16 protein-coding genes are annotated in these 19204 nt (G+C 66.9%); 12 read left to right on the top strand and 4 right to left on the bottom strand.

Going from position 1 to position 19204, the window contains the following annotated elements:
• Positions 1-55 precede the first annotated feature (55 nt).
• The 4 genes from RPC_RS11220 to dprA all read left to right on the top strand — a co-directional run bounded on the left by RPC_RS11220 (position 56) and on the right by dprA (position 4192).
• Positions 56-1009, top strand: coding sequence for an aspartate carbamoyltransferase catalytic subunit (locus tag RPC_RS11220; protein WP_011472700.1), 954 nt, complete (start codon positions 56-58; stop codon positions 1007-1009).
• 4 nt (positions 1010-1013) lie between these two features.
• Positions 1014-2315 (top strand): dihydroorotase, encoded by a 1302-nt coding sequence (locus tag RPC_RS11215; protein ID WP_041801682.1) that lies wholly within the window; start codon positions 1014-1016, stop codon positions 2313-2315.
• A gap of 28 nt (positions 2316-2343) precedes the next feature.
• The gene (plsY, locus tag RPC_RS11210) at positions 2344-2934 is read left to right on the top strand and encodes a glycerol-3-phosphate 1-O-acyltransferase PlsY (RefSeq protein ID WP_011472698.1); all 591 of its coding nucleotides are present in this window, start codon (positions 2344-2346) and stop codon (positions 2932-2934) included.
• A 139-nt stretch (positions 2935-3073) separates the two neighbouring features.
• Complete coding sequence (dprA, locus tag RPC_RS11205) at positions 3074-4192, top strand: DNA-processing protein DprA (RefSeq protein WP_011472697.1); 1119 nt, start codon at positions 3074-3076, stop codon at positions 4190-4192.
• On the opposite strand, the gene RPC_RS11200 is transcribed toward dprA, so the two are convergent.
• Entirely contained in the window at positions 4193-4645 is a 453-nt protein-coding gene (locus RPC_RS11200) for a winged helix-turn-helix transcriptional regulator (protein WP_011472696.1), read from the bottom strand.
• Positions 4646-4687: 42 nt separating this feature from the next.
• Between RPC_RS11200 and RPC_RS11195 the strand changes: the two genes are divergently transcribed.
• Complete coding sequence (locus RPC_RS11195; protein ID WP_011472695.1) at positions 4688-5296, top strand: FMN-dependent NADH-azoreductase; 609 nt, start codon at positions 4688-4690, stop codon at positions 5294-5296.
• Between the two features lie 101 nt (positions 5297-5397).
• Here RPC_RS11195 and RPC_RS26165 read toward each other — a convergent pair whose 3' ends face one another.
• Both RPC_RS26165 and RPC_RS11190 read right to left on the bottom strand, forming a co-directional pair.
• Positions 5398-5556, bottom strand: coding sequence for a hypothetical protein (locus RPC_RS26165; RefSeq protein ID WP_157043189.1), 159 nt, complete (start codon positions 5554-5556; stop codon positions 5398-5400).
• A gap of 247 nt (positions 5557-5803) precedes the next feature.
• A complete protein-coding gene (locus RPC_RS11190) occupies positions 5804-6031 on the bottom strand; it encodes a hypothetical protein (protein ID WP_011472693.1) in 228 nt (75 codons plus the stop codon).
• A 231-nt stretch (positions 6032-6262) separates the two neighbouring features.
• On the opposite strand from RPC_RS11190, the gene topA reads away from it, so the two are divergent.
• From topA to RPC_RS11150, 7 genes are all read left to right on the top strand, one after another.
• Positions 6263-9031 carry a type I DNA topoisomerase gene (topA, locus tag RPC_RS11185; protein ID WP_011472692.1) on the top strand — a complete coding sequence of 923 codons (2769 nt, stop codon included), beginning with the start codon at positions 6263-6265 and terminating at the stop codon, positions 9029-9031.
• Between the two features lie 4 nt (positions 9032-9035).
• On the top strand, positions 9036-11408 hold the full coding sequence (rnr, locus tag RPC_RS11180) for a ribonuclease R (protein ID WP_011472691.1): 2373 nt from the start codon (positions 9036-9038) through the stop codon (positions 11406-11408).
• Positions 11409-11411: 3 nt separating this feature from the next.
• Positions 11412-11861, top strand: a complete 450-nt coding sequence (locus RPC_RS11175) for a DUF983 domain-containing protein (protein WP_011472690.1) — start codon at positions 11412-11414, stop codon at positions 11859-11861.
• Between the two features lie 30 nt (positions 11862-11891).
• Positions 11892-12626, top strand: coding sequence for an NUDIX hydrolase (locus tag RPC_RS11170; RefSeq protein ID WP_011472689.1), 735 nt, complete (start codon positions 11892-11894; stop codon positions 12624-12626).
• Positions 12627-12800: 174 nt separating this feature from the next.
• Positions 12801-12968 (top strand): 50S ribosomal protein L33, encoded by a 168-nt coding sequence (gene rpmG / locus RPC_RS11165; protein WP_011472688.1) that lies wholly within the window; start codon positions 12801-12803, stop codon positions 12966-12968.
• A 1877-nt stretch (positions 12969-14845) separates the two neighbouring features.
• Positions 14846-15133, top strand: coding sequence for a hypothetical protein (locus RPC_RS11155; protein WP_011472686.1), 288 nt, complete (start codon positions 14846-14848; stop codon positions 15131-15133).
• A 30-nt stretch (positions 15134-15163) separates the two neighbouring features.
• The gene (locus RPC_RS11150; RefSeq protein ID WP_011472685.1) at positions 15164-15469 is read left to right on the top strand and encodes a hypothetical protein; all 306 of its coding nucleotides are present in this window, start codon (positions 15164-15166) and stop codon (positions 15467-15469) included.
• A 1942-nt stretch (positions 15470-17411) separates the two neighbouring features.
• On the opposite strand, the gene glpK is transcribed toward RPC_RS11150, so the two are convergent.
• Entirely contained in the window at positions 17412-18911 is a 1500-nt protein-coding gene (glpK, locus tag RPC_RS11145; RefSeq protein ID WP_041801675.1) for a glycerol kinase GlpK, read from the bottom strand.
• Between the last annotated feature and the right edge of the window lie 293 nt (positions 18912-19204).

Genomic DNA, 19204 nt, shown 5'->3' with positions numbered 1-19204 from the left:
CTCCGGCAAATCCCGCTTGCCCCCTCTCGGGTCTCTGCCTATAGCTCTCGCTTTAATGACCCCTGCACCGAAATCCAGTTTCGTCCTTGCTCACCGGCATCTGCTGGGCATCGAGGGCCTTTCCGCCGCCGATATCACCGGCCTGCTCGACCTGTCCGAAGAATATGTCGAGCTGAACCGCCAGATCGACAAAAAGCGCACCAGTCTGCGCGGCCGCACCCAGGTCAATCTGTTCTTCGAGGCCTCGACCCGGACGCAGTCCTCGTTCGAGATCGCCGGCAAGCGGCTCGGCGCCGACGTCATGAACATGTCGGTGTCGTCGTCCTCGATGCGCAAGGGCGAGACCCTGATCGACACCGCGGTGACGCTGAACGCCATGCATCCCGACCTCCTGGTGGTGCGGCATCACGCCTCCGGCGCGGTGGAACTGCTGGCGCGCAAGGTTGACGGCTCGGTGGTCAACGCCGGCGACGGCGCCCACGAACATCCGACGCAGGCGCTGCTCGACGCCCTCACCATCCGCCGCAACAAGGGCCGGCTGGAAGGCCTCACCATCGCGATCTGCGGCGACGTGATGCATTCCCGCGTCGCCCGCTCCAACATCCTGTTGCTGAACATCATGGGCGCCCGGGTCCGCGTGGTGGCGCCATCGACGCTGCTGCCGCCGGGCATCGAGCGGATGGGCGTCGAAGTCGCCCGCGACATGCGCGAAGGCCTCAACGGCGCCGACATCGTGATGATGCTGCGGCTGCAGCGCGAGCGCATGAACGGCTCGTTCGTGCCCTCCTCGCAGGAATATTTCCAATATTTCGGCCTCGACCAGAAGAAGCTCGGCTATGCCAAGCCGGACGCGCTGGTGATGCATCCGGGCCCGATGAACCGCGGCGTCGAAATCGACTCCATCGTCGCCGACGGCGCGCAATCCCTCATTCGTGAACAGGTCGAGATGGGCGTAGCGGTCCGCATGGCCGTACTGGAAGCGCTCGCGCGCAATTTGCCCAATGCGTAGTAACATGCTGACAGACCGCCGCCCGATCCTGCTCGCCAACGCCCGCCTGATCGATCCCTCGCGCGACGTCGACGGCATCGGCGACGTGCTGATCGCCGACGGCACCATTCGCGAAGCGCGCCGCGGCATCGGCGCCGCCGGCGTGCCGGAAGGCACCGACATCATCAACTGCGCCGGCAAGATCGTGGCGCCCGGCCTGATCGACATGCGCGCCTTCGTCGGCGAGCCCGGCGCCGGTCACCGCGAGACCTTCGCCTCGGCGAGCCAGGCCGCCGCCGCCGGCGGCATCACCACCATTATCTGCCAGCCCGACACCTCGCCCACTATCGACAATTCGGCGACCGTCGACTTCGTGTTGCGCCGCGCCCGCGATACCGCGATCGTCAATATCCATCCGATGGCGGCGCTGACCAAGGATCTTGCCGGCCACGAGATGACCGAGATCGGGCTACTGAAAGCCGCCGGCGCGGTCGCCTTCACCGATGGCGTCAGAAGCGTTATGGACGCCCAAGTGATGCGCCGCGCGCTGACCTATGCGCGCGACTTCGACGCCTTGATCGTGCATCACACCGAAGATCCCAATCTGGTCGGCGAAGGCGTGATGAACGAGGGCGAACTCGCTTCACGGCTCGGGTTGATCGGGGTGCCGAACATCGCCGAAGCTGTGGTGCTGGAGCGCGACATGCGGCTCGTCGCGCTGACCGGCGGCCGTTACCACGCCGCCTCGATCACCTGTGTGGAGTCGATCGAGATCCTGCGCCGGGCCCGCGAGGCCGGGCTCAAGGTCACCGCCTCCGCCTCGATCAACCATCTGACGCTGAACGAGAACGACATCGGCCCCTACCGCTCGTTCCTGAAGCTGTCGCCGCCGCTGCGCACCGAGGACGACCGCCAGGCGCTGGTCGCCGCGGTCGCCGCGGGTCTTATCGACGTCATCATGTCCGACCACAATCCACAGGACGTCGAGGTGAAGCGGCTGCCGTTCGCCGAGGCCGCCGCCGGCGCCATCGGCCTTGAGACCATGCTGCCGGCCGGCCTGCGGCTGATCCACTCCGGCGAGTTGGATTTCCTGACGCTGATCCGGGCGATGTCGACCAAGCCTGCCGAATTGCTCGGCCTGCCCGGCGGCACGCTGCGTGCCGGCTCCCCCGCCGACCTGATTGTGATCGACGCCGACGTGCCCTGGGTGGTCGACCCCAACGAACTAAAGTCGAAGTGCAAGAACACGCCGTTCGACGAGGCCAAATTCGCCGGACGCGTCGCCCGCACCATCGTCGCAGGCCGCACCGTGTACGAACACGTCTGAGCGCGCCGCACACCATAGGTGAAGACCGATGATCCTGATTGATACCGCCTCGCTGATCGTCGGCTATCTGCTCGGCTCGATCCCGTTCGGACTGATCCTCACCCGGCTCGCCGGCACCCAGGATCTGCGTTCGATCGGCTCCGGCAATATCGGCGCCACCAACGTGCTGCGCACCGGCCGCAAGGGCCTCGCCGCCGCCACCCTGCTCGGCGACGCCTTGAAAGGCACCGCCGCGGTGCTGATCGCGGCGTCACTCGGCGGTCCGGAGGCGGCGATGCTGGCCGCGCTCGGCGCCTTCCTCGGCCACCTGTTTCCGGTGTGGCTGAAATTCAAAGGCGGCAAGGGCGTCGCGGTCTATATCGGCGTGCTGCTCGGGCTATTTTGGCCGGGCGCGATCGTGTTCTGCGTGCTATGGCTCGCCACCGCTTTGACCGCGCGCTACTCGTCGCTGTCGGCGCTGGTCGCCGCCTTCATCACGCCGATCTTTCTGTGGTGGTTCGGCCATCTTGCGCTGGCCTCGCTGTTCGCGATCCTCACCCTGCTACTGGTCTGGATGCACAGCGAAAATATCAAGCGGCTGATGGCCGGTACCGAAGGAAAGATCGGAGAGAAGAAGTAGCGACCGCGTTTCTGGCGGTATTCCTCGGCGTCCTGCACTGCTGCACCACCGGCTTCGCGGCGACAACCGTCGCGTCGTTGGCTATCCCGTCTCTTGTCCACACGCAAAACTTGCGCGACACTTCGCTGGGGGCGCGAGCGTGGACAACGAGCAACGTACCAGCCATCTTTCCGACGCGCAGCGGCTCGATTGGCTGCGGCTGATCCGTTCCGACAATGTCGGACCGCGCACGTTTCGCTCGCTGGTCAATCACTTCGGCAGCGCGCGCGCGGCGCTGGAGCGGCTGCCCGACCTGGCGCGGCGCGGCGGCGCCGCCCGCCCCGGCCGCATCGTCAGCGAGCATGAGGCGCACCTCGAACTCACCGCCAGCAAACGGCTCGGCGTCAGCCTGATCGCGCCGGGCGAACTCGGCTATCCGCCGCGGCTGGCGCTGATCGAGGACGCGCCGCCGCTGCTCGGCATCCGCGGCGCACCCGACGCCCTGATGCGGCCGATGATCGCCATCGTCGGCTCGCGCAACGCCTCCGGCGTCGGCCTGAAATTCGCCGGCGCTCTCGCCCGCGACTTGGGCGTCGCCGGCTTCGTGATCGCCTCCGGGCTGGCGCGCGGCATCGATCAGGCGGCGCATCGTGCCAGTCTCGGCAGCGGCACGGTGGCGGTGTTGGCCGGCGGCCACGACAAAATCTATCCGCCGGAGCACGATGAGCTGCTGGCGGCGATCCTCGGCGAAGGCGGCGCCGCGATTTCGGAAATGCCGCTCGGCCATGTGCCGCGGGCGCGGGATTTTCCCCGCCGCAACCGGCTGATCTCGGGCGTCGCGCTCGGCGTCGCGGTGATCGAGGCGGCGTATCGATCGGGCTCGCTGATCACGGCAAGAATCGCCGCCGAACAGGGCCGCGACGTGTTCGCGGTGCCGGGCTCGCCGCTCGATCCGCGTGCCGCCGGCACCAACGATCTGATCAAGCAGGGCGCGCAGCTGATCACCGAGGCCGCCGACATCGTCACCGCGGTGGCGCCGATCCTGGAGCGGCCGATCGAATTGCCGAGCCGGGAGCCCGACGAGGCCGCGCCGATCGATGAGCCGGGCAGCGGCGACCGCGCCCGCGTCACCTCCCTGCTCGGCCCCAGCCCGATCGGCCTCGACGATCTGGTGCGGCTGGCCGGCGTGTCGCCGGCAGTGGCGCGCACCGTGCTACTCGAACTGGAGCTTGCCGGCCGGCTGGAGCGACACGGCGGCGGGCTGGTGTCACTGCTCTGACTACGCCTGCTCGGCCGAACGGCGGCGATCGAAGCTCTCCCGCGCGCCTTCGATGTCGGGCAGATGCTGCTTGGCCCATTGCCCGAGTTCCTTCACCGGCGCGCTGAGGCCGCGGCCGAGCTCGGTGAGTTCGTAGTCGACGCGCGGCGGCACGGTCGGAAACACCGTGCGGGTCACGAGGCCATCGCGCTCCAGCCCGCGCAAGGTCAGCGTCAGCATCCGTTGCGAGATGCCGCCAATCATGCGCTTGAGTTCGTTGAAGCGCAGCGGCCGCTCGCCCAGCATCATGATCACCAGCACGCTCCATTTGTCGCCGACCCGCGACAGCACCGTGGCAACGCCGCGACAATCGTTGTGAATCGACGCTTGCGGGGCGGTTACATCGCTGTGCCCAGGCAAATCGCTGTGCTCGAGTTTCAAAACAGTGCCTTCTTGTGCGGTTTTTGCAGTCACTCATAGTGCGTCAGTTACAAACCTATACCAAGGATGACGCCAATGAAACTGCTCCATATCGACTCCAGCGTGCTCGGGCCGCATTCGGTCAGCCGCCAGGTCTCCGCCGCCATCGTCGCCCGGCTGCGCGAGGTCAATCCTGGCGCGGCGGTCACCTATCGCGACCTTGGCGCCAGCCCGCTTGCGCACCTGTCCGGCGCGCATCTGGCGGTCGCCCAAGGTGCGGTGCCCGCGCCGGAGCTGCAGGACGATCTCGCCGCTGGAGCGGCCGTGCTGGAGGAATTCCTGGCCGCCGATACCGTGGTGATCGGCGCGCCGATGTACAACTTCACCATCCCGACCCAGCTCAAGGCCTGGATCGACCGCATCCTGGTGGCCGGCAAGACTTTCAGTTACAGCGGCGGCACGGTGCAGGGCCTGGCGGCCGGCAAGCGGGTGATCATCGCGATATCGCGCGGCGGGTTTTACGGCCCCGATACGCCGATGGCGGTCGGCGAACACCTGGAAAGCTATCTGCGCTTCGTGTTCGGATTTATCGGAATTACCGAGCCGGACATCATCGCGGCGGACGGCATCAAATTCAGCCCGGAACATCGCGAAAAGGCGATCGCATCGGCGCTGTCGGCCGTCACCGCCCTGCGCGCGGCCTGAGCAGCACGCCCAGCCGTCGCCTCCGCGACCAAGCGGCGGCGACGCGCGCGGGCGAAAAACAGCAGGGCCGCCGCCGAAACCGAGCGGCGGCTGGGTTCGATCTAGCCGGCGGCGAACATCAGCTTTTCGGCGATCAGCAGCATCACCGAAATCAACAGGCCGCTGCCGCAGAACAGCGCGAGCGGCAGCAATTCGTCGCGGTCATACGTGATCGCCTTGGCAACGCTACGGGTCAAAGCGGGACGAGCGGGGTAGGACATAGCAGTCTCCATTATGCGGCCTTGTCGCGCTTCCGCCCAATGGAAATCCGCGGCGCTTCGGCCGCTTGCTTCAGCTCGATGGCTGATTGCTGATAATACCGCAGGTAACGCCGGTGCTTGCCAAGCGCAAGGCACTAGGATATGCGCGCGCAGCACGGCTGAACTCCGATTTCGCAGTGCAGCGAGAGCGCCCGCAAGGCCGGCGTCGGACCGGCGAAGTGGCATTGGCAACACCCGCCCCGCCCCGCTATCTGCGCGGTTCGTTGCCGTTGTGACGGCGGCGTTGCCGCACCAGTTCGGTCGCCTCCAGATGCGCCATTTCCAACAGATAACCCAGCATGTCGAGCCGGTGACGGCGCGCCAGCCGCGCCAGTTCCGCGACAGTCGTGGCGAGGTAATGTGCGGCTTCGTCCGGGCCGCCGTCGCCGCTGCGCGGCGGAGATGGCAGACCATCGCTCCCGCCGCTGGATCCCATGACTCATCCCTCTTGCCGCGGAGCCCTCCGGTTCCGCGAGTCACTTATAGCTCTACTACTTATACGTGTGCAACCTAGAGTGTATAATATTTGAAAATTCTCCCAAAAGTTCACCTCCTGCAACCGGACGATTTGACAGCGCCGTCCGCTGCACCCATGTTCGCCCCCAACCGGTCGTCGCGACTCTCGCGGAAAAAGACCGCATAAATCCCTGTAAACACCTGGAATGACATGAATATCGTCATTGTCGAGTCGCCTGCGAAGGCCAAGACGATCAACAAATATCTGGGCAGTTCCTACGAGGTTCTGGCCTCGTTCGGCCATGTCCGCGACCTTCCGGCGAAGAACGGCTCGGTCGATCCCGACGCCAATTTCCAGATGATCTGGGAAATCGATCCCAAGGCCGCCGGCCGGCTCAACGACATCGCCAAGGCGCTGAAGGGCGCCGACAAGCTGATCCTCGCAACCGACCCTGATCGCGAGGGGGAAGCGATCTCCTGGCACGTGCTGGAGGTGTTGAAAGAGAAGCGCGCGATCAAGGATCACAAGATCGAACGCGTGGTGTTCAACGCCATCACCAAGCAGGCGGTCACCGATGCGATGAAGAACCCGCGCCAGATCGACGGCGCGCTGGTCGACGCCTATATGGCGCGCCGCGCGCTGGACTATCTGGTCGGCTTTACACTCTCTCCCGTATTGTGGCGCAAACTGCCCGGCGCCCGCTCCGCCGGCCGCGTCCAATCGGTGGCGCTGCGGCTGGTCTGCGACCGCGAGCTCGAGATCGAGAAATTCGTGCCGCGGGAATACTGGTCGCTGGTGGCGACCCTGACCACGCCGCGCGGCGAGATGTTCGAGGCCCGGCTCACCGGCGCCGATGGCAAGAAGATCCAGCGGCTCGACATCGGCACCGGCGCCGAGGCCGAGGATTTCAAGCAGGCGATCGAAGCGGCGCTGTTCAATGTCGCCAGCGTCGAAGCCAAGCCGGCGCGGCGCAACCCCTACGCGCCGTTCACCACCTCGACGCTGCAGCAGGAGGCCAGCCGCAAGCTCGGCTTCGCCCCGGCGCACACCATGCGGATCGCGCAGCGGTTGTATGAAGGCATCGACATCGGCGGCGAGACCACCGGTCTCATTACTTATATGCGTACCGACGGCGTGCAGATTGATTCCTCCGCCATCACCCAGGCGCGCCAGGTGATCGGCGAGGACTACGGCAAGCAATACGTTCCGGAGGCGCCGCGGCAATACACCGCCAAGGCCAAGAACGCCCAGGAAGCCCATGAAGCGATCCGGCCGACCGACCTCAGCCGCCGCCCCGCCAGCTTGCGCGCCCGGCTCGACCACGATCAGATCCGGCTCTACGAGCTGATCTGGATCCGCACCATCGCCAGCCAGATGGAATCCGCCGAATTGGAGCGCACCACCGTCGAGATCGCCGCCAAGGCGGGCTCGCGGGTGCTGGAACTGCGCGCCACCGGCCAGGTGGTGAAGTTCGACGGCTTCCTGGCGGTGTATCAGGAAGGCCGCGACGACGACGGTGACGACGAGGATTCCCGCCGACTGCCGGCAATGAGCCAAGGCGAAGCCTTGGCTCGCAAGGACCTCGCCGTCACCCAGCATTTCACCGAGCCGCCGCCGCGCTTCTCCGAAGCCTCGCTGGTCAAGCGGATGGAAGAGCTCGGCATCGGCCGGCCCTCGACCTACGCCTCGATCCTGCAGGTGTTGAAGGACCGCGGCTACGTCAAGCTCGACAAGAAGCGGCTGCACGCCGAGGACAAGGGCCGCGTCGTGGTCGCGTTCCTGGAGAACTTCTTCGCCCGCTACGTCGAATACGACTTCACCGCGGCGCTGGAGGAAAACCTCGACCGGATTTCCAACAACGAAATCTCCTGGCAACAGGTGCTGCGCGATTTCTGGACCGACTTCATCGGCGCGGTCAACGACATCAAGGATCTGCGCGTCGCGCAGGTGCTGGACGCGCTCGACGACATGCTCGGCTCGCACATCTATGCGCCACGCGACGACGGCGGCGATCCGCGGCAATGCCCGAGCTGCGGCACCGGCAAGCTCAACCTCAAGGCCGGCAAGTTCGGCGCCTTCGTCGGCTGCAGCAACTATCCGGAATGCCGCTACACCCGCCCGTTGGCGGCTGACGGCGGCGGCGACGGCGACCGCATTCTCGGCAAGGACCCGGTGTCCGGCCTCGAAGTCGCGGTCAAGGCCGGCCGGTTCGGTCCCTATATCCAGCTCGGTGACGCCAAGGACTACGCCGAGGGCGAGAAGCCGAAACGCGCCGGCATTCCGAAAAACTCCTCGCCCGGCGACATGGAGCTCGAGCTCGCGCTGAAGCTGTTGTCGCTGCCGCGCGAAGTCGGCAAACATCCGGAGACCGGCGAGCCGATCAAGGCCGGCATCGGCCGCTTCGGTCCCTATGTGCAGCATGAGAAGACCTATGCCAGCCTGGAAGCTGGCGACGAGGTGTTCGACATCGGGCTGAACCGCGCGGTGACGCTGATCGCCGAGAAGATCCTCAAAGGCCCGAGCAAGCGACGGTTTGGTTCGGACCCCGGCAAACCGCTCGGCGAGCATCCCTCGCTCGGCACCGTGGCGGTGAAGAGCGGACGTTACGGCGCTTACGTCACCGCCGGCGGCGTCAACGCCACGATTCCGAGCGACAAAACTCAAGAGAGCATCACCCTGCCCGAGGCCATCGCGCTGATCGACGAGCGCGCGGCGAAGGGCGGCGGCAAGCCGAAGAAAGCCGCGAAGAAAGCGCCGGCCAAGAAGGCCGCGAAGTCCGATACCGACGCAGCGGCAGAGACGAAAAAACCCGCGAAGAAAGCCGCGGCGAAGAAGTCGGTCGCCAAGCCGAAGGCCGACGGCGTCGCCGTAAGTGCCGCGCGCGCGCCGGCGAAAGCCAAATCCTCGACCAAGACCGCCGCAGCCAAGAAGCCTGCAAAGCCGGCGGCGAAAAAATCCGCGGGCAAAGCCAACGGCTGATCATGTGAGCACGAAAAAGCGCGACACCAGCTTTCCCGATCGCGACGCGCTCGTCGCCTTCATCCGCGCCCAGCCGGGCAAGGTCGGCACTCGCGAAATCGCCCGCGCGTTCGGCCTCAAGAACGAGGATCGCGTCGAACTGAAGCGGGTGCTGCGCGACCTCGCCGACGCCGGCACCATCAAGCGCCGCGGCAAGATCGTGGCCGAACCCGAGGCGCTGCCGCCGACGTTGATGGCCGATATCACCGCGCGCGACGATGATGGCGAACTGATCGCCACGCCGACCGAGTGGGACGAGCAGAGCGGCGAGCCACCGAAGATCCGCATCCATGTGCCGCGCCGCGCGGCGCCCGGCACCGCGGCCGGCATCGGCGACCGTGCGTTGCTGCGCGTCGAGCCGGGTGCGGAGGCCTATCGCGCCCGCGTCATCAAAGTCGTCGATCAGACCAAGACGCGCATCCTTGGGATCTTCCGCGCGCTGCCCGGCGGCGGCGGACGGCTGATTCCTGTCGACAAGAAACAGGTCGGCCGCGAATTCAACATCGCCGCCACGGACGCCGGCGGCGCGCAGGACGGCGATCTGGTCAGCGTCGATCCGATCCGCACCCGCGGCTATGGTCTTGCGTCCGGCAAGGTGAAAGAGCGCTTGGGATCGCTCGCCACCGAAAAGGCGGTCAGCCTGATCGCGATCCACTCCCACGAAATCCCGCAGGAATTCTCCGCTGAAGCCATTCGCGAGGCCGACGCCGCCAAGCCCGCGAGCCTGAAAGGCCGCGAGGACTGGCGCGAATTGCCGCTCGTCACCATCGATCCGCCCGACGCCAAGGATCACGACGACGCGGTGCACGCCGAGCCCGACCCCGATCCGAACAACAAGGGCGGCTACATCCTCCACGTCGCGATCGCCGACGTCGCCTACTACGTGCGGCCGCAATCGGCGCTCGATCGCGACGCGCTCACCCGCGGCAATTCGGTGTACTTCCCCGACCGCGTGGTGCCGATGCTGCCGGAGCGGATCTCCAACGATCTGTGTTCGCTGAAGCCGGGCGAAGCGCGCGGCGCCCTCGCCGTCCGCATCGTGATCGGCCCGGACGGCCGCAAGCACTCGCACTCGTTCCACCGCATCCTGATGCGCTCGGCGGCGAAACTGAGCTACGCGCAGGCGCAGGCCGCGATCGACGGACATCCCGACGATACGACCGGCCCGTTGCTCAAGCCGATCCTGCAGCCGCTGTACGACGCCTACGCGGTGGTGAAGCGCGGCCGCGACGAGCGCGATCCGCTCGATCTCGACCTGCCGGAGCGCAAGATCCTGTTGAAGCCCGACGGCACCGTCGACCGCGTCATCGTCCCGGAGCGGCTCGACGCGCATAAGTTGATCGAGGAATTCATGATCCTCGCCAACGTCGCCGCCGCCGAGATGCTGGAGAAGAAGGCGCTGCCGCTGATCTATCGCGTGCACGACGAGCCCAGCGTCGAAAAGGTGCACAACCTGGTCGAATTCCTCAAGACGCTGGATCTGTCGTTCGCCAAGCAGGGCGCGCTGCGGCCCTCGCTGTTCAACCGCGTGCTGGCACAGGTCAAAGGCCACGACGCCGAACCCTTGGTCAACGAAGTGGTGCTGCGCTCGCAGGCGCAGGCCGAATACGCCTCGCAGAATTACGGCCATTTCGGCTTGAACCTGCGCCGCTACGCGCATTTCACCTCGCCGATCCGCCGCTACGCCGACCTCGTGGTGCATCGCGCCTTGATCCGCGCGCTCAATCTCGGCGACGGCGCGCTGCCCGACACCGAGACCGTGGAGACGCTCGCCGAAGTCGCGGCGCAGATCTCGGTCACCGAACGCCGCGCCATGAAGGCCGAGCGCGAAACCACCGACCGGCTGATCGCGCATTTCCTCGCCGACCGCATCGGCGCCTCGTTCCAGGGGCGGATTTCCGGCGTCACCCGCGCCGGGCTGTTCGTCAAACTCGCCGACACCGGCGCCGACGGACTGATCCCGATCCGCACCATCGGCAGCGAGTACTTCAACTACGACGAAACCCGCCACGCGCTGATCGGAACCCGTTCCGGTACCATCTATCGGCTCGGCGACGTGGTCGACGTGCGGCTGGTGGAGGCCACTCCCGTGGCCGGCGCGCTGCGCTTTGAACTGTTGGGCGACGGCGGCGTTGTTGCGGGCGGCCGTCCGCGTCCCCATATTCGTAGCCGTGGGGCGGCGTCGTCGGAGCCCCGCAGCAAGGCCCACCCCGGACGCAATCCGAGCAAAGCCAAGAAAGACAAGAAGTCCAAGCCGCCGAAGCGCGACCGCAAGAGCAAGATCAAGAAAGCCAACAAGGCCAAAGGCGGAACACCCGGCAAGCCGAAGAAGGGCTGATCCATGAGCGTCGACGACAGCGCAGCGCGGCCCGCCCGCAGCTGGAGCGCGGAGGTCATTGCGCCGGAGAAGCGCAACGCCGTCACCGCGATCAAGCGCGGCTTGTTCGGCCGCTGCCCGCGCTGCGGCGAGGGCAAGCTGTTCCGCGCGTTCCTCAAGGTCGACGATCACTGCGCCAAGTGCCAGCTCGACTTCACCCCGCATCGCGCCGACGACCTGCCGGCCTATCTGGTGATCGTCATCGTCGGTCATCTGGTGGTGCCGATCGTGCTGTGGATCGAGACCAATTATTCGCCGGCGGTGCCGCTGCAGCTGGCGATCTATCTGCCGATCACGCTGCTGCTGTCGCTGGGATTGCTGCAGCCGGTGAAGGGCGCCGTGGTCGGGCTGCAATGGGCGTTCCGGATGCACGGCTTCGACGACAATCCCCCTGGCGATATCCCCGCGGTCTAGCTAAAACGCTGCGACCGCAGCGGGGATGGCATGAGCGACACGGCCAACGTCGACATCGAAGCCGAGCATCATCCGTATTTCCGCCCGAAAGACGCAGCGACGCTGCTGTTGATCGATCGCACCGGGCGGGTCCCGAAAGTGCTGGTCGGCCGCCGCCACGACAATGTGGTGTTCATGCCGGGCAAATTCGTGTTTCCCGGCGGCCGGGTTGACAAGACCGATTGCCGCATCCCGGTGGCGGCGCCGCTTCCCGCCGGACTCGAGGCCAATCTGCTGCAGGGCCGCCCGCTGATCAGCCGCGCCCGGGCCCGGGCGCTGGCGGTCTGCGCGATTCGCGAGGCCTGCGAGGAGACCGGGCTGTGCCTCGGCCGCAAAGTCCATGGCGCCGCGGCGCTCGACGGGCCGTGGGCGCCGTTCGCGCAGGCCGGGCTGCTGCCGGACCCCTCCGGGCTGTTCCTGGTCGCCCGCGCCATCACCCCGCCCGGCCGGGTGCGCCGGTTCGACACCCGTTTCTTCACCGCCGACGCCTCGATGATCGCGCACCGCGTCGAGGGCGTGATCCACCCGGGCGCCGAGCTGGTCGAGCTGGTCTGGGTGGAAATCGGTTCCGAACCGCTGGCCGGGCTGCACCAGATGACCCGGCAGGTGCTGGGCGAGCTGGAACGGCGGCTGGCCTCGGGGCCGCTGCGGCACGACGCCCAGCTGCCGTTTTTCCATGTCGCACGCGGCCGGATGCAGATGGATCTGTTGAGCGGCACCGCCTGAGCGCGCTGGCCGATCGAGCGCCGCAACCGGGCTGTCGGCCTGGCAAAGCCGCCCTCGCCCGGTTATTTCCGGCGCCAACCTTGACTTTGCCGCGTCGGAAGCTAGGTTGCGCGGCGAATGCAGGCCGGCAGCGTTGGCCCGCGCCCGATTCCAGACATTTCGAGGTTTTTTACCATGGCCAAGGCGGTCACCATCAAGATCAAGCTCGTCTCGACCGCGGATACCGGCTTCTATTACGTGGCGAAGAAGAACTCGCGCACCATGACCGACAAGATGGTCAAGAAGAAGTACGATCCGGTGGCGCGCAAGCACGTCGAGTTCAAGGAATCCAAGATCAAGTAAGCTGTTTCAGCGCGCTTGCGGATTTCAACGGGGCCTTGCGGCCCCGTTTTTGTTGCGGCCTATCCAAAAGAGAACCTGTCCAAAAGAAAACCCCGTGTCCCGGACACGGAGCAGCGCCTTGGCGCTGCGCAGTGAGCCGGCTCCTCACAGGATGAGGCGGATTGCGAGTTGATGATCCCCCCCAGAGTCGTCATCCTGAGGCGCCCGAGCGCAGCGAGGGCCTCGAAGGATGCGGCTACGCGACGATGCGGTCGCCCCGCTCTGGGGCGGCGCCACGCCCGCGGCCATCCTTCGAGACGCCCGGCTGCGCGCTGCGCGCTTTGCCGGGCTCCTCAGGATGACGCTGATTGGGTTGCTGATGATCCAAGCCCAGCGTCGTCATCCTGAGGTGCCCGAGCGTAGCGAGGGCCTCGAAGGATGCGGCTACGCGACGATGCGGTCGCCCCGCTCTGGGGCGGCGCCACGCCCGCGGCCATCCTTCGAGACGCCCGGCTGCGCGCTGCGCGCTTTGCCGGGCTCCTCAGGATGACGCTGATTGGGTTGCTGATGATCCAAGCCCAGCGTCGTCATCCTGAGGTGCCCGAGCGTAGCGAGGGCCTCGAAGGATGCGGCTGCGCGACGATGCGGTCGCCCCGCTCTGGGGCTGCGCCACGCCCGCGGCCATCCTTCGAGACGCCCGGCTGCGCGCTGCGCGCTTTGCCGGGCTCCTCAGGATGACGCTGATTGGGTTGCTGATGATCCAAGCCCAGCGTCGTCATCCTGAGGTGCCCGAGCGTAGCGAGGGCCTCGAAGGATGCGGCTGCGTATCGATGCGCTCGCCCCAGCCTGGGGCAGCGTCACGCTTGCGGCCATCCTTCGAGACGCCCGGCTGCGCGCTGCGCCGGGCTCCTCAGGATGACGCTGAAATGGGCGGCGATCGCCCGCCGTTGCGTCCAAAATGTCAAACAGCCACGATCAAGAAGCTCTGGATGTGCGCTCGCGATCTCGCGGCGCGATGCGCCCGAGCTTTGCGAAGTGCCCCTCACTGCAATGAGGGGGGAGGCGCGCCGCAGGGCGCGGGGGTGGAGTTTCGCGGTGCTGCGGCTCGCCTCGCAAGGCCAGCCGCGACCGCGCGTCGCCTTGCGGCGCGCCCTCCTGCGGCGATTCTGGGCCCCGGGACCGTGCTTCCGGGGACAGGCGCGATGCACTCCGCACCACTGATCCCGGCGATCTCTCGCCGTTCACCTGTCCCGCGTCCAGCCAACCAGCAAGTGGCAGAGCCTCGTAGTGGGCCCGGACGGTGGCCTGGGGCCTCCCGGGTCACGCTTGCGAGGCGCGAGCGCGGGACGCCGCGTCGACCGAAGGAGAGCAAGCTCCGCCTCGGCAGCGATCGGTGGGTTGCCCCACGTCTCGCTCTGTCCCGCTAACGTGACGCCTCGCGAAAGCGCCCCTCACGGACAGGACGACTAGGAATATAATCACGCGCGTGAAATTGTCAATGGGGTCGGCGCTGTAGCCCGGATGGAGCGCAGCGAAATCCGGGACAGCGTCTCCACGCTGGAGTTGTCGGCGTGATATCCCGTCGAGAGGCGAGCGCTATTTGCTCCCGGATTACGCTTCGCTCCATCCGTGCTACGTCGGCTAATCGCAGTTTGCTCTACTCAGCCGCCTCCCACATGATTCGGACCATCGCATCCAATGACCAAACAGTCTTTTCTCGATTGTCTGGAAACAGGAAGGCTTTCGGAGATCGCGGATGCGCTGATCGCAGACGCTCGCGCAGACTCACGTCGCGCAACATCTCAACGCCACGCGCCATTCATTTGCTCCTCCCTCGGAACAATCCCCCGCCTCACCGCTTGTTGGGGGCGCCTTGTGGCGCCTTCCAGGAGAATTCAATGAAACGTATGCTCATCGCGGCTGCTGCCGCGGGCTTTCTCGGTCTCGGCCTGATGTTGCCGGCCGCCGCCATGCCGGCCAGCGGCCTTGCCGCCGCCGCCGCGACCACCACCGCAGCCACCAACGTCGTCGAAGCGCAGTATCGCCGTCGCCACGTCGTGCGTCGCGGCTACTATGGCCCGCGCCCCGGCATGCGTCGCGCCTATGGCCCGCGTCCCGGCATGTATCGCGGCCATCGCGGCCCGAATTACGGCTGGTCGCGCGGCCGCCATCGCGGCTGGCGCTAAACGCTCGCTCTGACAGTCAAAGGACAGATCATGAAAAGCCTCGTTCTGGCGGCGGCTACGGCCACCGCGCTGTTCGCCTCCGCGGCCTCCGCGGCGCCGCTCGCGGCGCCATCGCTCGGCACCACCGCCAGCGGCACCGAACAGGTCCGGCTGGTGTGCGACGAATACGGCCGCTGCTTCCGCAGCCGCCCGCGCTACGTCGAGCCGCGCTACGGCTATCGCGGCGGCTATCGCGGCGGCTATGAGCGCCGCGGCTACGGCCATCGCCAAGGCTATTACGGCGGCGGCGGCCCGAGCATCGGCTTTGGCTTCGGCGGCGGCGGCGGTCGCTGGTAAGCGTCTTGCTTCCGGATTGCGCTTCGCTCCATCCGGGCTACGGCTCAACGACGAAGGCCGGCCGAAAGGTCGGCCTTTGTCGTTTGCCGCGTCGTCCCGTCGTCCTGTAGCCCGGATGAAGCGCAGCGAAATCCGGGTTGGCACCGCGCCCGTGGTCCCGGATTGCGCTTCGCTCCATCCGGGCTACAGCTCAACAACGAAGGCCGGCCGAAAGGTCGGCCTTTGTCGTTTGCCGCGTCGTCCCGTCGTCCTGTAGCCCGGATGAAGCGCAGCGAAATCCGGGTTGGCACCGCGCCCGTGGTCCCGGATTGCGCTTCGCTCCATCCGGGCTACAGCTCAACAACGAAGGCCGGCCGAAAGGTCGGCCTTTGTCGTTTGCCGCGTCGTCCCGTCGTCCTGTAGCCCGGATGAAGCGCAGCGAAATCCGGGTTGCTCCGTGCCCGTGGTCCCGGATTGCGCTGCGCTCCATCCGGGCTACGGCTCAACAACGAAGGCCGGCCGAAAGGTCGGCCTTTGTCGTTTGCCGCGTCGTCCCGTCGTCCTGTAGCCCGGATGCAGCGCAGCGAAATCCGGGTTGCTCCGTGCCCGTGGTCCCGGATTGCGCTGCGCTGCATCCGGGCTACGGCTCAACAACGAAGGCCGGCCGAAAGGTCGGCCTTTGTCGTTTGCCGCGTCGTCCCGTCGTCCTGTAGCCCGGATGAAGCGCAGCGAAATCCGGGGTGCTTCGCGCCCGTGGTCCCGGATTGCGCTGCGCTGCATCCGGGCTACAGCTCAACAACGAAGGTCGGCCGAAAGGTCGGCCTTTGTCGTTTGCCGCGTCGTCCCGTCGTCCTGTAGCCCGGATGAAGCGCAGCGAAATCCGGGGTGCTCCGTGCCCGTGGTCCCGGATTGCGCTTCGCTCCATCCGGGCTACAGCTCAACAACGAAGGCCGGCCGAAAGGTCGGCCTTTGTCGTTTGCCGCGTCGTCCCGTCGTCCTGTAGCCCGGATGAAGCGCAGCGAAATCCGGGTGCTTCGAGCCCGTGGTCCCGGATTGCGCTGCGCTGCATCCGGGCTACGGCTCAACGACGAAGGCCGGCCGAAAGGTCGGCCTTTGTCGTTTGCCGCGTCGTCCCGTCGTCCTGTAGCCCGGATGAAGCGCAGCGAAATCCGGGGTGCTTCGCGCCCGTGGTCCCGGATTGCGCTGCGCTGCATCCGGGCTACGGCTCAACAACGAAGGCCGGCCGAAAGGTCGGCCTTTGTCGTTTGCCGCGTCGTCCCGTCGTCCTGTAGCCCGGATGAAGCGCAGCGAAATCCGGGGTGCTCCGTGCCCGTGGTCCCGGATTGCGCTGCGCTGCATCCGGGCTACAGCTCAACAACGAAGGCCGGCCGAAAGGTCGGCCTTCGTCGTTTGCCGCGTCGTCCCGTCGTCCTGTAGCCCGGATGAAGCGCAGCGAAATCCGGGTGGCACCGCGCCCGTGGTCCCGGATTGCGCTGCGCTGCATCCGGGCTACAGCTCAACAACGAAGGCCGGCCGAAAGGTCGGCCTTCGTCGTTTGCCGCGTCGTCCCGTCGTCCTGTAGCCCGGATGCAGCGCAGCGAAATCCGGGTTGGCACCGCGCCCGTGGTCCCGGATTGCGCTTCGCTCCATCCGGGCTACAGCTCAACGACGAAGGCCGGCCGAAAGGTCGGCCTTTGTCGTTTGCCGCGTCGTCCCGTCGTCCTGTAGCCCGGATGAAGCGCAGCGAAATCCGGGGTGCTTCGCGCCCGTGGTCCCGGATTGCGCTTCGCTCCATCCGGGCCACGGCTCAACGACGAAGGTCGGCCGAAAGGTCGGCCTTTGTCGTTTGCCGCGTCGTCCCGTCGTCCTGTAGCCCGGATGAAGCGCAGCGAAATCCGGGTGCTCCGTGCCCGTGGTCCCGGATTGCGCTTCGCTGCATCCGGGCTACGCTTTGACTTTGTCGTTACTCGTCGTCGCTGGCGAGCAGCCCGCGCACCGCGGCGGCCCAGCCTTTCAGCTTGCGCGCGCGGGTCGCCTTGCTCATCACCGGACGGAAGCGATGTTGCAGCCGCCAATTGTCGGCGAATTGCTGCGGCTCCGGAAAGATCCCGGCACTGAGGCCGGCGAGATAGCCGGCGCCGAGCGCGGTGGTCTCGGCGATCATCGGCCGGTCGACCGGGGCGTCGAGCAGATCGGCGAGCCGCTGCATGGTCCAGTCCGATGCGGTCATGCCGCCGTCGACCCGCAGCACGATCGACGCCTCGTCGGCGTCCGGCCAATCGGCGCGCATCGCCGCCCACAGGTCGTAGGTCTGGTAGCACACGCTCTCGAGAGCTGCATGCGCGAGCTCCGCCGGGCCGGTGTTGCGGGTCAGCCCGAACAACGCGCCGCGGACCCGCGGATTCCAATACGGCGCGCCGAGCCCGACGAAGGCCGGCACCAGATAGACGCTCTGCAGCGAATCCGATTTGTCGGCGAGCGGCCCGGTCTCAGAGGCATGATCGATGATATGCAGCCCGTCGCGCAGCCATTGCACGGCGCTCCCTGCGACAAAGATCGAGCCTTCCAGCGCGTAGGTGCGCACGCCGTTCAGCTGATAGGCGATGGTGGTGAGCAGCTGGTGCTGGGATTTCACCGCCACCGCGCCGGTGTTGAGCAGCGCGAAGCAGCCGGTGCCGTAGGTCGATTTCATCATGCCGGGCGCAAAGCAGGCCTGGCCGATGGTGGCGGCCTGCTGATCGCCGGCGATGCCGCGAATGGCAATGGCGCCGCCGAACAAGTCCGGCTCGCTGTCGCCGAAATGATGCGAAGAGTCTCTCACCTCCGGCAGCATCGAGCGCGGCACGCCCAGCAGCGCCAGCAGCTCGTCGTCCCATTGCCCGGTGTGGATGTTGAACAGCAGCGTGCGCGAGGCGTTGGTGGCGTCGGTGGCGTGGATTTTGCCGCCGGTCAGCCGCCACAACAGATAGCAATCGACGGTGCCGAACAACAATTCGCCGCGCTCGGCGCGGGCGCGGGCGCCGGGGACGTGGTCGAGGATCCACGCCACCTTGGTGCCGGAGAAATACGGATCGACGATCAGCCCGGTCTTGGCCGCCACCATCGGCTCGTGGCCGTCGGCCTTGAGCTGCGCGCAGGCGGCTGCGGTGCGGCGATCCTGCCAGACGATGGCGCGGTGCACCGCCTGCCCGGTGGCGCGGTCCCACACCACGGTGGTCTCGCGCTGGTTGGTGATGCCGATCGCCGCGATGTCGGAGGCGCTGAGCCCGGCCTGGGCGAGCGCGGCGCGGCAGGTGGTCAGCGTCGACACCCAAATGTCCTCGGGCTCGTGTTCGACCCAGCCGGAGGCCGGAAAATGCTGCGGGAATTCCTGCTGCGCTTGTGCTGCGATCGAGATGTCCTGACGAAACACGATGGCGCGCGACGAGGTGGTGCCCTGATCGATGGCCAGCACATAGGACATGGCGTTCTTCCGTGACGCGAGGGATGGTGCGTCAACAGCAGCCGATTGCGCGCAAGAGGTCAAGATGGGCAAAAGAGAGTCGCAACGCACCGCGGCGCTCTCCCTCCCCCGCTTGCGGGGGAGGGTCGGGGTGGGGGAAATCGCGGGCACGGCGCGAAGGGCCGCACGGCGTGATGACTGCGCGTTCGTGCGCGGCGCGCCCCCACCCGTCCGGCCTGCCGCCGGCCCCCCTCCCCCGCAAGCGGGAGAGGGAAGGTTCGCGCGGCGCCTCTTCGCCTCAGGGCCTCTGCAGG

Source organism: Rhodopseudomonas palustris BisB18, assembly GCF_000013745.1.
In the GTDB taxonomy this organism is placed as follows: domain Bacteria; phylum Pseudomonadota; class Alphaproteobacteria; order Rhizobiales; family Xanthobacteraceae; genus Rhodopseudomonas_A; species Rhodopseudomonas_A palustris_F.
The sequence above is the reverse complement of the archived record's forward strand: the minus strand, read 5'-3'. Positions and strand labels throughout refer to the sequence as shown.

What these genes read in the sequence shown, in the direction of transcription:
- RPC_RS11155 (WP_011472686.1), top strand. Translation starts at nt 14,846, where the DNA reads ATGAAACGTATGCTCATCGCGGCTGCTGCCGCGGGCTTTCTCGGTCTC.
- RPC_RS11195 (WP_011472695.1), top strand. Translation starts at nt 4,688, where the DNA reads ATGAAACTGCTCCATATCGACTCCAGCGTGCTCGGGCCGCATTCGGTC.
- plsY (WP_011472698.1), top strand. Translation starts at nt 2,344, where the DNA reads ATGATCCTGATTGATACCGCCTCGCTGATCGTCGGCTATCTGCTCGGC.
- RPC_RS11150 (WP_011472685.1), top strand. Translation starts at nt 15,164, where the DNA reads ATGAAAAGCCTCGTTCTGGCGGCGGCTACGGCCACCGCGCTGTTCGCC.
- topA (WP_011472692.1), top strand. Translation starts at nt 6,263, where the DNA reads ATGAATATCGTCATTGTCGAGTCGCCTGCGAAGGCCAAGACGATCAAC.
- RPC_RS26165 (WP_157043189.1), bottom strand. Translation starts at nt 5,556, where the DNA reads ATGTCCTACCCCGCTCGTCCCGCTTTGACCCGTAGCGTTGCCAAGGCG.
- rpmG (WP_011472688.1), top strand. Translation starts at nt 12,801, where the DNA reads ATGGCCAAGGCGGTCACCATCAAGATCAAGCTCGTCTCGACCGCGGAT.
- RPC_RS11190 (WP_011472693.1), bottom strand. Translation starts at nt 6,031, where the DNA reads ATGGGATCCAGCGGCGGGAGCGATGGTCTGCCATCTCCGCCGCGCAGC.
- glpK (WP_041801675.1), bottom strand. Translation starts at nt 18,911, where the DNA reads ATGTCCTATGTGCTGGCCATCGATCAGGGCACCACCTCGTCGCGCGCC.
- RPC_RS11170 (WP_011472689.1), top strand. Translation starts at nt 11,892, where the DNA reads ATGAGCGACACGGCCAACGTCGACATCGAAGCCGAGCATCATCCGTAT.
- RPC_RS11220 (WP_011472700.1), top strand. Translation starts at nt 56, where the DNA reads ATGACCCCTGCACCGAAATCCAGTTTCGTCCTTGCTCACCGGCATCTG.
- RPC_RS11215 (WP_041801682.1), top strand. Translation starts at nt 1,014, where the DNA reads ATGCTGACAGACCGCCGCCCGATCCTGCTCGCCAACGCCCGCCTGATC.
- RPC_RS11175 (WP_011472690.1), top strand. Translation starts at nt 11,412, where the DNA reads ATGAGCGTCGACGACAGCGCAGCGCGGCCCGCCCGCAGCTGGAGCGCG.